The 12,570-nt window shown below is 58.6% G+C and carries 10 protein-coding genes; 5 read left to right on the forward strand and 5 right to left on the reverse strand.

Annotated features, from left to right (window positions below; genetic code table 11):
* Nucleotides 1-1,142: 1,142 nt before the first annotated feature.
* Nucleotides 1,143-2,051, reverse strand: a complete 909-nt coding sequence (locus AC1DVN_RS12380) for a DUF3800 domain-containing protein (RefSeq protein ID WP_452623606.1) — start codon at nucleotides 2,049-2,051, stop codon at nucleotides 1,143-1,145.
* Nucleotides 2,052-2,327: 276 nt separating this feature from the next.
* Here AC1DVN_RS12380 and AC1DVN_RS12385 point away from each other — a divergent pair, with 276 nt between their 5' ends.
* The 4 genes from AC1DVN_RS12385 to AC1DVN_RS12400 all read left to right on the forward strand — a co-directional run bounded on the left by AC1DVN_RS12385 (nucleotide 2,328) and on the right by AC1DVN_RS12400 (nucleotide 7,870).
* Nucleotides 2,328-2,747, forward strand: coding sequence for a P-loop NTPase family protein (locus AC1DVN_RS12385; RefSeq protein WP_477993823.1), 420 nt, complete (start codon nucleotides 2,328-2,330; stop codon nucleotides 2,745-2,747).
* 810 nt (nucleotides 2,748-3,557) lie between these two features.
* Nucleotides 3,558-3,737 carry a hypothetical protein gene (locus AC1DVN_RS12390; protein ID WP_477993824.1) on the forward strand — a complete coding sequence of 60 codons (180 nt, stop codon included), beginning with the start codon at nucleotides 3,558-3,560 and terminating at the stop codon, nucleotides 3,735-3,737.
* Nucleotides 3,738-4,290: 553 nt separating this feature from the next.
* The gene (locus AC1DVN_RS12395; RefSeq protein WP_477993825.1) at nucleotides 4,291-6,177 is read left to right on the forward strand and encodes a hypothetical protein; all 1,887 of its coding nucleotides are present in this window, start codon (nucleotides 4,291-4,293) and stop codon (nucleotides 6,175-6,177) included.
* Nucleotides 6,178-6,547: 370 nt separating this feature from the next.
* Nucleotides 6,548-7,870, forward strand: a complete 1,323-nt coding sequence (locus AC1DVN_RS12400; RefSeq protein WP_477993826.1) for a hypothetical protein — start codon at nucleotides 6,548-6,550, stop codon at nucleotides 7,868-7,870.
* Between the two features lie 521 nt (nucleotides 7,871-8,391).
* Here AC1DVN_RS12400 and AC1DVN_RS12405 read toward each other — a convergent pair.
* The 4 genes from AC1DVN_RS12405 to AC1DVN_RS12420 all read right to left on the reverse strand — a co-directional run bounded on the left by AC1DVN_RS12405 (nucleotide 8,392) and on the right by AC1DVN_RS12420 (nucleotide 11,667).
* Nucleotides 8,392-8,742, reverse strand: coding sequence for a protein kinase (locus AC1DVN_RS12405; RefSeq protein ID WP_477993827.1), 351 nt, complete (start codon nucleotides 8,740-8,742; stop codon nucleotides 8,392-8,394).
* Nucleotides 8,743-9,235: 493 nt separating this feature from the next.
* On the reverse strand, nucleotides 9,236-9,469 hold the full coding sequence (locus AC1DVN_RS12410) for a hypothetical protein (protein WP_477993828.1): 234 nt from the start codon (nucleotides 9,467-9,469) through the stop codon (nucleotides 9,236-9,238).
* A gap of 611 nt (nucleotides 9,470-10,080) precedes the next feature.
* Entirely contained in the window at nucleotides 10,081-10,596 is a 516-nt protein-coding gene (locus AC1DVN_RS12415) for a hypothetical protein (RefSeq protein WP_477993829.1), read from the reverse strand.
* Nucleotides 10,597-11,295: 699 nt separating this feature from the next.
* Entirely contained in the window at nucleotides 11,296-11,667 is a 372-nt protein-coding gene (locus tag AC1DVN_RS12420) for a hypothetical protein (RefSeq protein ID WP_477993830.1), read from the reverse strand.
* 72 nt (nucleotides 11,668-11,739) lie between these two features.
* On the opposite strand from AC1DVN_RS12420, the gene AC1DVN_RS12425 reads away from it, so the two are divergent.
* Nucleotides 11,740-12,012, forward strand: coding sequence for a hypothetical protein (locus AC1DVN_RS12425; protein ID WP_477993831.1), 273 nt, complete (start codon nucleotides 11,740-11,742; stop codon nucleotides 12,010-12,012).
* Nucleotides 12,013-12,570: the final 558 nt, after the last annotated feature.

Below are 12,570 nucleotides of genomic sequence, written 5' to 3' on the forward strand. Positions count from 1 at the left end.
CGCCAGGGAGCCGCTGCGCCAGGGAGCCGCTGCGCGGCTCGCAGTGGGTCCAGCCAGACTGCCGTCGATCGAGTCGCTTCGCTCCTCAAAATTCCTGAATTGTCTTTGTCAACAAACAATTTGATCGGAACTGAGAAGTCGGTACCCAAGTGCCAAACGAGGCTGAGGAGGAGCAGTGGTCGCTCGAAACTACCCCGTCTCGCGCCTGCCGGCACATCGTCATCATGATTCCCATCATACAGGACCCCACCACAAACCACAAAACAACCAGAAACATCGAAACATTGAAATCAACACTGCAGCAATAGCATTCGAACCTCAGCAAAAAACATCTATGCGCAACCACCGAAACAGATTACCCACCAAGCGATCACCCAAAGGTACTGAAACAAAACAACATTCAAAAGCGCCCGAAATCGACCTCCCCGAGCCCGCCGCACACCCGAATCGCCGAGCAACAGCAGCTCCCCCGCCGCCGGCACCGTCGAACGGATCGACCCGAACCCAGCCGGCACCCAACCAACTCGACGATCACCCACCACCCGGACATGTCGTCACCGCAGGTCAGACCCTAAAACACCTCCCCCATAACCCCGCCCGGCAAGCGCCGGCACCCAACCACCACAGGAAAGGAGGACGCGTCGGCATCCTCCAAACGCGGAGTGATCGCATCAGGGTTCTCAGCGTTCCATTCACCCGCCGCTCAACGAACTTCCACACGGCACGCCGCACAGCCTGATCGAACCCTCCGGAACATCGACCCTCGCCGTGAAAGTCTCGTCCGCGAACTCGAATCCCACAGCAGCCTTGCACCTCGACCGCGTAGGTGCTGCGGAAACCGGAATCGTTCACGCGAACCGAGACGACGCGGTACGCGCCCTTGTCCTCCAAACGCGGAGTCGCGTCAGGATGCAGCTCGTTTCACTCGCTGGCACGAGCGGGATCTCAAATATCTTTGTCCGCGAACGTAATCGACCTTATAGCCCAGGAACTATCATCGACTCGGCTGGTATTCACCAGCGGGGGTGAGGCACTTGGGCCCGATCATTCGATCGACACGTTCGATCGCGAAAAGTGGACCCGAAGTTGTTTGTTATTGGTAGGTGCATCCAGGCCGCACTCGTGCCATCCGAGAACGTGCGCTACTGCTGAGTCTGTGCTCGCTCAGCTGCGGCCTTCATCCGACGGAATCGATCGGCCGGAAGATGGTCGCCGACCAACTGCCCCGCCGGCGCGGGATGCAGCAGTCGGTCGCTGCGGAAGATGCCCGAGTGATTGAGATCGGAGAGGTCACGCTGCCACAGGTGGATTTTCGACTCGTGGGTGAATGCACCCCTGACCGACGGTAGCGCGTTGTCCGCTGTCACCCACTGGTAGGGAGATTCCTTGATGAGCTGGTATTCGATCGCTCTCGTTACGCAGGCTGCGATCCAGTCGGAGAACTGAATGTTCGAGCTCAGGACACTGTCTATGTGCATAGGTGGCTCGATGATCCGCTTCATCTCTGGATATCCGCTCGCGCGACCCAGGATGTGTTCGTACATGGCCGGCAGTCGGGCTGCACGCGTCTTCTCGTTGATCTGATCGATCATGACCATCACGTTCGAGCCTTTGTAGTCGGCGTACCGGGCGATGCGGTTGAGAGCTTCGCGCATCGCAGCTGTTTCTCGGGCGTCCGTGTCGAGGGCCGTCTGTTTCGGGGTTCCGAGAGGCTTTTCGTCGGCGTAGTAGAAGAGGGCGCCGTCGAGGCTGCGGACGCTGCCCACCAAAGAGTTGAACACTCGGATTTGCTGCCGATACTTGTCGAAAGTATCGGGACGAAAGATACTCGCGCCCTTACGTTCCCACCGTCCAGGGTGCTCTGCCTTCTCGATCTCGGTTTTGAAGACCTCTCGCTTTTTCAGCGTGAAGATTTCACCGAACTTTCGAGCATTGTCGGCCGGAAGGATCAGGCCGGCATAGCCGAACGCGGGACTGGTGTTGAAGCGATCGTGATCGCGCGCAACGAATGCTCCTGTCTCGCCGATCTCGTCAATGTACGCCAGTAACATGGAACGATTATTGCCCTCCGGATACGCGGAAACCCACGCCTGGGCGTGGGTTCCGGAATTAGCGCTCAGAGAACTATTTCATCTCCAGCTACTGACCACAGACTAGTTCGATGTCCGAGGTTTGCGCAAGTGGAATGATCGAGTGTGGCGCCAGGCATAAGTCTCTAAATTTGCTCAAATTTTCTGTAGACCGGATCCGCTTCGACGCAACGAGACTTCGGCTCGCGGCGGTGACCTGCAATAGAAGGCGTCGTAGGTCAGCCGCATACTGTGCTCATGCGGCCTGAACTCACCGATCTTCTGTCCATGTCACATCCTGTTGTAGTAGTAACGGGTGATTCCGGAACCGGTAAGTCATCGATCCTCGCCGATCACCAGATCGAACTCTCCCGTGGTGCGGCGGCCATCGCGCCGCCGCCGGTCACCTGTGCGTTCGACAGCGGCGCGTTGCAGGTCGCCATCCTGGATGGCCTCGTCACAGCCCTGGTCACCTCGATGGCAGATCGGACGGCGTGGCGCACCATCCAGAACCGACTCGACACCGCCGACAAGGAAATGGTGGCCGAGGTCGGAAAGAGCCTGGCCAAAGCCGTGACCCAGGAAAGTCATGGCGTTGGTGAAAGCGCGAATCGACGAACACGCAGGCGAAGGTCTCGCAGCGTTCTTCAAAGGCATACGCCAGGATACGACCGCTGATCTACGCCGAGATCTCCAGTCGCGAAGCGATACCAACGTCGTCAAACTCCTGGTACGCCTGTGCGACGAGGTTGCGACTGCGCTCAAACGCGACGTGATTCTGGCAATCGACGAGTGCCAACGGCTGACAGACGATGACCAACGGGCGTTGGCCAGCCTTTGCATCGCGCCACCGAAACGCGCACGATTCGTGATCGCCTGGTCGTCGGCGGCGCACGAGGCTCGTGCCGGACTCACCAGACTTCGTGACACCGGATGCGGGGAGACCGGACAACGGGTACGTGATCCAGGCCCGCAAAGGAAGAAGAAACAACCATGATCTATCGCGTCCACACCCCCGAGACCTTCCACGACCGACACGAAACAGAAGACCGAATCCGCAACCTCGCAACCTCGCAACCTCGCAACCAACGGACATCGCATGCGCTCCACCCCGATCTACGGCAGAGACGATCAAGTCGTCGACATCGAATACCACCCCGAACCCTGACACCCCAAACACTCATCCAAGCGCACAGGCACAAACCGCCCAGCACCGAAATGTCGAAAAGACTTGCAACACAATATGAAACACCCGATGAGCATCCGGACGAACTCGCAGGGTTCGAGTGATGGACGTTGCACGTTCACGGCACAACGAAGACACCCGTTCCAGCGATACGTTCGTAGCCCGTAGTCATCGATGCAGTTACAAGCCCCGGCCCCGTAAACACGCTCACGGTGTCGCTGTACGAAATTGCCAGCACTCCGGAGGCTCCAGTCCCAAGGTTCCTCCAATGCATCCAATACGTGCCCTTCACCTCGGGTGACATGGCAGGGAACGTGACCGTGCCCGGTGTCTCCCCCGTGATCGCCACCGGGTTCGATACACAGAAGATCTGGAATCCGCAGGCACTGACCGCAGAAATAACTGGCTGCCGCTACGCGCTACGCCGCGCATTCATCGAGGGCGCACTTCGTGGCGATAGTTGCTCTCCAAGGCAGCGATAGCTCTGTTCACATAAGTCACCTGATTGAGCTTCAAGCGCGAGGGAAGGGACTCACGCTCGATTCGCATCGCTACGGCCAGAACAACTTTGGGACTAATTGTAAGGTTCCACATGTAGTCCCGAAATGACGGCACCGCAAGGTGTTGCATGTGCTTCGGACAGCCAAGTTCAGCGAAAAGCCTCCTGCTCCCTTGGACTGCCGGCAGCCGGCAGCCGGGGTTGAGTTGTGAGGAGAAGTTAGGTCCCTCCTACGATGACCGCAAGTGTGACGACGGGCCAGCCCTCCAGGCTGAAACGCGAACAGCCCGAGAACCGAACTGACCGCGCCTTCGCAAGGGCGGCCGCGTCATCTAGTCGTTCGGTAAACCCAGCCACACCTGACTGCCGTCCCACACGATGGTCACCACCGTCTACGGACCCGACCCGCGGCTATACACCACCCGCACAATCCACGAGAATGACGTCTCCGGTTGCTTCGTCTCAGCTGCATCTACCAATGGCCTGCTTCGCAGGAACAATCGCCCATAATTGGTGTGATCACCGATGATAAGCAGATGAGTGAGCAGCACAACCATACGATGTGGGTGAACCGTCTGATCGACACCGCGAAACGCGGAACAATCCTGGAGCTACAGGCCGAGGCACCGAATGTGCAACAGGACCCTTCCACTGCCGATCAATGGCCCGCTGATCGGTGTATTCCTGCAAGCGCGCTCCGCGCCGCCCTCATCGCCGACCACGCCGGATTCGACCCCAGAGGCATTCAAATTACCGGAGCTCGCATCATCGGTCATGTCGACCTCGCCCACATCACATTCGACTACCCGTTACACCTCGTCCAATGCCGCATCGACCAACAGCTCAACCTCGGCGGGGCACAACTACGAGAACTGAATCTCTCGACCTCACACCTCCAATCCCTCATCCTCGATCAGGCGAAGATCACCGGCAGCCTCGTCGCTAATAGCATCACTAACATTGGTGAAATCCGCGCCGTCGGAGTCACCATAGGCGGCTATATCGACCTAACCCACGCCATCCTGAGCAACGCCGGAGGCCACTCCCTCATCCTTGAGAGCGCTACTATCGGCGGCAGCCTCTTCGCCAACAACATCACCAGCGACGGCGAAATCCGCGCCCCGGGGGCCCGCATAGTCGGTCAACTCAACCTGACCGGCGCCATCCTCAGCAATGTCGGAGGAAACGCCCTTACCCTCGACAGCGCCACTATCGGGGGCAGCCTCGTCGCCGAAAACATCAAGACCTCCGGACAGATCCGTGCCTCCGGAGTCACCATCGACGGCCCTCTTAACCTGACCGCCGCCATCCTGAGCAACATCAGAGGAAACGCCCTTTTCCTCGACAGCGCCACTATCGGCGGCAGCCTCTTCGCCAACAACATCACCAGCGACGGCGAAATCCGAGCTCTCGGTGCCACCATAGGCGGCCAACTCAATCTGAATTTCGCCACCCTCACCAACCTCGGGGAGCCCCTCCTCTCACTCGACGGCGCGAACATCACCGGCGAAGTGTTCATCCAAGATCTCGCAACTGCCGCCGGTGAGATCACCGCTCTCGGTGCCCGCTTCGAAAGCCTCGTTGAACTCACAAACGCGAAACCACTATCGGGCGTCCACTTTTCGATCGATTTCCAAGATGCCACGATCCAACACCTCGTCCTCCCCACAGACTCCCTGACCTGGATCGACCTGTCACAAGCGAAAATCGCCCACCTGCAAACTCCAGCAAACGGTGAACCGTTATACCCGGTGATTGCGACGGGATGGACCATCGGCGACATCACCGGCCGCATCCGCACCGACCGAGCCGCCGCCACTCGCTGGCTCAACAACGGCAACGAGAGGAACAAAGATGTCAGTCCCCAGCCATGGCATGTACTCGCCGAGGCGTACGAACGCAACGGGCACCCCGCCGAAGCCCGACGACTTCGGTTGACCGCCGCGAACAAAGTCACCGCCACCGCGCCCTGGCCTACCAAAATCCAACGCTGGGCGTACCTCGCCGTCGCCGGTCACGGCTACTACCCCCTCGTCGCCACAGTATGGCTAGTCATAGCCCTGATCGGCGGTATCGTGCTCGTGGAAACGAACCGTGAACACTTCATCCCAACCAACCCCGCTGCTGCGACGAGCACCACAACCGTCGGCGCAACAGGCACCAGCAAGCCGACACCACCGGTGTCGATCACTGGCGCCGACAACTGCGCCACACACCCCCACTACCCGTGCCTGGACTCATTCACCTACGCCCTCACCAGCGTCATCCCCGCCGCTATTGGCATCACCCGACCCGACTGGGCGCTCAGCACAACAGCACCCCTTTTAATCAAAACCGGATTACCCACCCTACGAACACTGTCCTGGATCTTCACCGCAATCCTCCTCGCCGGAGTAACCGGACTACTCCGAAAAAGCTCCTAACGTCCTCGGGATATTCATCACCGCAGCACATATCTACTGGCGTTAGGCAAATGTTCAGCTGGGTTGAACGACTCTCTCAATCGCTTAGGCCACGTCCCACCGGGCTATGCTTACCGGTATTCAACGCATCCGACCCCGCAGCAGGCATACTCACTTGGTGCCACAGGTTTCATATGACAATCTTCGACGATCATTTCGCCGATACAACCGTGATCAAGTACTTCGCGTACTTGCCGCCATCAGCTCCGCTCAACGTGCAGCAGACTTTGGGCTCGCTGAGGACCCCGGCCTAAGCTCGGCCGCAGCTCCATTCAGCCTGACGGCCCTCGCCGGATGCGTCGTTATCGACGGAAATGATCGCAGGCAAGCCATGATTGGCATTTCCGATGTCGAGAATCTGTGCTCGACCTATATCGAACTAGATCACGCAGAGATTCCAACGTCTGGGCCCGTCGATACCGATGCCCTTGCGGCGATGACCTCCCGAATCATTCACAGCCAATTTCCATTTGGCTACTCAATCATCGAGAACATCGGACGCGCCGTAAGTCTCTTCGTCGATCGACCTGACGTTCGAAACATGCCGAGCCAGGACCAGTGGCGCGAGCGGCTCGGTGTGGACGTTCTTGACTACCTCCGCGTCATTATGAGCCTCCTAATACCAGCCGCTCGCAACAACGGCGTCATCACTGCACCTCTCCTGCGAGAGAAATACGCGGTTCTATTTGCAGAAACGGGAGTCGAGACTGCGATCGCGCTACTCAACGCTCACCTGTCCAGCGACATACCATCCCTCGAAGCGGATGGAATCACTCACCGCCTTCAAGGACAAGAGATCTGGTCGCCCAACCCGCTCACCGCTCGCCCATTTGTCAGGTATGGCACCGAGTTCGTACTTCCCTCCTTCATGCTCCTCGAACAAAAGATGACGCCGTTGGGCATGTACTTCACCGGAATCGAACTTTTCGGGGCCGGAACATTTCCTGGCGCGGTCGGCGACGCATTCGAGCTCCATGTCGGCGAACAGCTCAGGGAGCTCGAACACGCAGTGGTCCACTCAGAAATCGAGTACAAGGACGGTAAGGACAAGAAAAAGACCGTCGACTTCATCGTGGAGTTCGAAGAACTTGTTCTTCTGATCGAGGTAAAGGCAGCTCGCACCATCGCGACGGCACGAGCCGGACTACCTGATGGACTTGCAGATACCGCGGCAAAGATGAATTCGGCGCGCAGACAGATCGACAACACTGCAATTTTGATCCGTGACCGGAAGACCGAACTAAGTCACATCGCTTGTGACCGACCAATACGCGGGCTGGTAGTCACACTTGAGCCTAACCACCTTGTCGACACATTCTTGTTCGAGGAACGAATCACCGCCACCGACACTCAAATTGCGACAGCATGCGGACATGACATTGAACGAATCATCCCAGTCCTCGCGGACCGCGGGGATGTCGGCAGACGGCTGCTGAAGGCGCTGACCAAGAACGGACCGACACCGCCATCCATCGATCGCGCCATCGAAGGTCTCCCCCAGCCAGTTCGAAACCGACTAGTCGACGAGCGCTACAACAGAGCGATGCATGACCGCCTCTCGCTCCGGCAGAGCAACACCTGTGTGGTTCAGCGCGATAAACCAAGGACGACGCTCCTTACGACGCTCGGTAGATCTCCGAATATCCGGTCGTGACCGCCACCACCGCGATGCGCCGAGCTCGCAAATACCCTGTGGGTCATCAGATGCCGGTCATGCGAGCCGAATGGAGATGCTCCTGATATCGGCCTGGTGGCGAAAAATTGGCGTAGGGCGCACGGTCAAGCTGCGTCCCAGTTCGATCGAACTTTCTGAAACGGGTCGAGTCAGGCGATCTCGCCCCGGAAGCATCACGAGAAGCGCTGAAAACTCAGACTCGCCGGTTGCATCTCGCGTGACGCTACAGTCACAGACGTCAGCGAACTCGCCGAGGGCGGGGTCTGCCTCGACCCCCAGCCACTCAGTGCTTCGCCCCTCAACGATCAAGCCGGCGCGGCCACTGGAGTAACTTCGAGGCGCTCGACTCCGCGATGAGTCGAGCGCTGTCTGATAGCGCTGTGGAATGTCGTGCGAGGCACACTTCTTCACGATCCGACTCACCTCGTCGGTACTCGACATCAACGACTCCCTACCTGTGAAACTGTAGGAAAGCACCAGGCCAACCGGGTACATCTCGTTCAGGACGTTGTAGTCCTTGAAGTTCTCAAGCGTCGGGTCACGGATGGTTCCCGCATCTCGGTCTTCGTCCGTGTGAACTCGGAGGTCTTGTCCTTGACCAGCCCGAAGTCGGAGAGCTTGACCAGCACCGCTCCGCTTTCGTAGACCTTCACGAGCACGTTCTGAAGGCTGATGTCGCGATGGAGCAACTGCTTGCCGTGGATGTAGTTGATGCCGTACAGGAACTGCAGCGCGATCCGCTTCCGCGAGGAGAACGACAACCGATTGTTCCACTTCTTGATGTACTCGCGGAGAGTTTCGTCGCAGAACTCCATCCGATACTCGTTGCGAGTCTCGTCGTACTGATACACCTAGACGACGTAAGGGAAATTGAGCCGCTTCATCACCGCGAACTCCTGCTTGAAACGTTCCAGGTCGCGCTCACTCATCTCACGCTTCGCCTTCTTTACTGCTCCCGAACACCGACTCGAGTGCCTCAGCAAGCGCCGTCGCAGACGACTTCCCGCTTCAAGGTTTCGGGTCGAGATGGGACGCTGGAGTCCAACACTGTCCAAGTAGTCCTGCAGTCGACTCGGTCCAGACATCCCCCTCTCATGGATGCCTGCCGCCAGGCGACCAGAACGCCACAGATGTCGCGTCCACTCCGCTGTAAATGCTCGGCGATACCCTCGAGCAGGTCCAGGTCGGACAGGTTCAGTACGGTCGGGTCACCGACCTGCGGTGGTACAAGAGCAAAGATCGGCCGAGCGCGGACAACCAGATCCACTCCACGGTGCTCAGATTTGGCGCACCATGTGCCGGAACAATCACGATCGGCAGAAACACTGTGGACGGGCCGACACCCTACTCGTGACGCTTGCTGAGCTGACGAATCCTCGCGGCGATCTGGTTGCACTTTCTGACTAGCGATTTGTTGGCGTCAATGTCGTACTCATCCACGCCTGCCAAACCTTGCGCCAGTTTTTCGTTGAGGTGGTGATTGGTTACGTCGAGCGCGAAGCAGACCCCTCCGGCGGGTATCGCGAAATCGCATACTGAGGGCTTGCGGCTGGGATCGGCAGCCCACGCGCCCTGCATCTCCGGTTCGCGTCCTAGCCCGCACCATCGACCGGCTCGCGGCGACGATACCGCTGAGTGCATCAGCCGTGGCCTCCTCGAAAATGTCGTTCATCGCGAGACTGAACGCCTCTGCGACCGAACGAGGTTCGGGCTTTCCGAATGAGAAGAACCTTTGCCAGTACAGGTGAGATCCGAAGAACCGGTCGATGCCCCACTGGTAGCGCAGCAGCACAACGGTATCGTCATCGACGCGAAGGAAGGGACACGAGTCAGGGTGTACCGCTGGTCGGCGATGTCTCCCTTCCTTCGGTCCCGCGCCAGCCTGCGCTGAAACTCGGGAACCGACAAGGCCATGTGCTTGAGCAGGAGGGTCACCGTGGCGTCGGTTGCGCCGGCACCAACAAGGCCGGCGCGACAGAACTCAAGCTGACCCGCGCATGCACGATCGGCGATTGCGAGTCCGAGGGCCAGAACGTCGACCAACTCGATTCCATTGGCGGCACTGAAGCATTCGGCCGGCGAAGTACCGAGGCGGGGGTCGGTCACGCTGCCGGGCCACGAGCGAAACCAGATGTTCTCAGTGGAGACCAATAACATCTCGAGTTTGACCGGAGCATTGCTGTGAAGATTCACGACCTCGTCGACCATAATTTCTCGGAGCATGTCGGAGCTTTCGGCGGCGGTCTTGGTCGGGCTGTCATCTCCGCGATGCGCGCGATGCTGTCCGCTTCGATCGTGCCGTCTTCGCTGAACTCGTTTCTCAGGTTGCTGGTGGTGATCGACAGAATCAGATGCACCAACGTCCCAGTGGAAATGGGTGCAGCTTCTGGTCGCACCACAGCCGATTCGAGTGTTTCGCACAGCAGCTGCGTCGCCGATTGTGCTGGAATCAAACGGTTTCCGGAAAGGATGTGTTCGATCAGCTCCTCGGGGTAAGGAAACTCCACGGTAGCGAGCAGGTCACTCTCGACTCGGCTCTTAGTCCAGTCGGTGAAGGTCGCGACATCGAGTAGCGACTGTATCGCGGCGAAAGCTCGAATGGTGGCTTCACCATCGAACGAGGCGATTAGATCGACCCGCTCTCCCTCTGTCAGCGGTTCGAGTCCGGCCTCGCTGCACACGACCGGAGAAGGATGCTTCACCATCACTTCATTCAGGATCGCAAGGTCCCTTCCCGACACGGCAGCAGGCACTGTCGCTGTCTTCACAACGTCGGTCTTCGCCTTCGTATGCCTGTTCTGATAGCGACGATCGCACTTTCGCGCCACTGTTGCCCTGTCTCCCTGTGCAGTCCTCGGCCACACACCGGAAGCGCTGATCCAATTACAGCAGGGTGGCAAACCCGCAGTGACGGCCTCTGAGTGCGGTCGGTTGTGGTATTTCTGACGCGATCACCGATGATTAGCGGATGAGTGACGAGAACGGCCACGACATGTGGGTGCGTCGCATGGTCGACGCAGGACACCTCGGTCTGGTACTCGATCTACGGGCACCAGCAACTCAGGCTGCCCCGCCCCATGCGCAAGTGATATCAGAACATCCACTGGAAGTTGCCATCGCGAGAATCCTGCGGAGGACCTGCCTCACCGAACGGAACACAATCATGCCTGCATCCTCGACGCCGGAGCAGGATCCGTCACCGAGGGCAATCGCGGCTAACCCACATCGGGCATGGTCGGTGCTGTACAACAGTGCTCACACGAATAAGACAATGGATCGGCGCACAAAATGGCGCTCGGTGTATCGGAGGCAACTGCCGACGGACGCTCCGTCACCTCGTCTGCTTCACGTCGATGGTGATGGGAATGTCAAAAGTTGTCTCCACATCTTGACGCCTCTCCGACCTACGCGGCGTCCAGAGCTGCGGTCAACACCGGAAGATCGTCGGCAACAACAATCGCTAGTATCTTCTCCTCTCGCTTTCCAGTCTCGGTGATGATCAATGCGATCGGCGGAGGGCTCCCGTCTTGACGAGGTGTCAGGCGGCGGACAGCTTCCGCAGCTGATGTGGTTTTCGGCAGGAACTTCCCGGTTTCGTGACTCTCTGCGAATATCATTGCAGCGCTGATTGGTTGGCTCTCGACCAGTCCATCGGTGGTGAGTCGATCGGCTAACCACCTGGCAATGCAGTTAGTGGTGAGCATCCCTTCGTACTGTCCGTGGTCGTCGTAGATCGGGAACTGTGAGTAGTCGAATTTTCTGATTGCCGCGAGCACGTCGCTGAGCGCTGCAGTATGCAGAAAGGTTGTGGGCTGCTGCCCTCGAAATTGTGCGTATGCAGTGGGCGGGTGGATGATCTGCTCGCGCACCTTTTCGATGCGTTCGACGATGTCGAGGACCGGTTCGGCGATTGGTTTGCCGTCGTAGTATTTGCTGTGTTGGATTGCGTTGCGGAGCCTCGCAAAGGCCTTCAGTGCGTCCACTTGATTGTTGGTCAGTCTGTTCGGTTGGTATTTCGCGACCAGATCGAGAAACGGTACCGCGTCGTCAACCTGGAGCTTTCGTCGCAGTTGAGATTCGATGTCGTTGAATGCATTGATGAATCGATCCGCCTGGGCTGATGTACTYATCTCTGTCCTCCACTGTGATCAGGGTGCAGCCGCAACGCTGGTGTTGGGGTTCAGCACTGTTCACATCATGCGCTTCAATCGCGTTCCAGTTCCGGCGATTCGAGAGATCAAGAATGTTCGCACTAAACGCGGCCCAGTGCACCTAGCCGGTGTCTGGCGACCGTCCAAGGTTGGGTGATACGTTCTGAGGTGCCGCCCGGGAAGTACGTGCACGGCGCGGACGGTGGACCGACTTGATTGGTTTGCGCGCACTCCTCGGGTTGCTCACTCAATGCTCCCGAATAGAGCTCTAGGTAATCTCGAGTCGGCCCCTGAAAGCCTGTACAGCAGTACGGCGCAGTGCATTCCGGCGGTGGTCAACCGGTTGGTGCCGTCCGTTGAAGGGCGCCAACCGTTGCGCGTTATGGCGTGATCGGATCGTTCAGCATGGGGTCAGCCAGCGTATCGACTGTTCGCGCAGGACATCCCACACGAATTGGATGTTCTGTTGACCTCCGATGGGGAGGATTCCGGAGTATCTAGTCGGGAGTTTCCATGTTTGATCCGCCG

This window comes from Rhodococcus sp. P4_E4 (assembly GCF_056401575.1).

Coding starts and splice junctions, on each gene's coding strand:
- AC1DVN_RS12380 (WP_452623606.1), bottom strand. CDS start 2,051: ATGTTACTGGCGTACATTGACGAGATCGGCGAGACAGGAGCATTCGTT.
- AC1DVN_RS12385 (WP_477993823.1), top strand. CDS start 2,328: ATGCGGCCTGAACTCACCGATCTTCTGTCCATGTCACATCCTGTTGTA.
- AC1DVN_RS12390 (WP_477993824.1), top strand. CDS start 3,558: ATGGCAGGGAACGTGACCGTGCCCGGTGTCTCCCCCGTGATCGCCACC.
- AC1DVN_RS12395 (WP_477993825.1), top strand. CDS start 4,291: ATGAGTGAGCAGCACAACCATACGATGTGGGTGAACCGTCTGATCGAC.
- AC1DVN_RS12400 (WP_477993826.1), top strand. CDS start 6,548: ATGATTGGCATTTCCGATGTCGAGAATCTGTGCTCGACCTATATCGAA.
- AC1DVN_RS12410 (WP_477993828.1), bottom strand. CDS start 9,469: ATGCAGGGCGCGTGGGCTGCCGATCCCAGCCGCAAGCCCTCAGTATGC.
- AC1DVN_RS12415 (WP_477993829.1), bottom strand. CDS start 10,596: ATGGTGAAGCATCCTTCTCCGGTCGTGTGCAGCGAGGCCGGACTCGAA.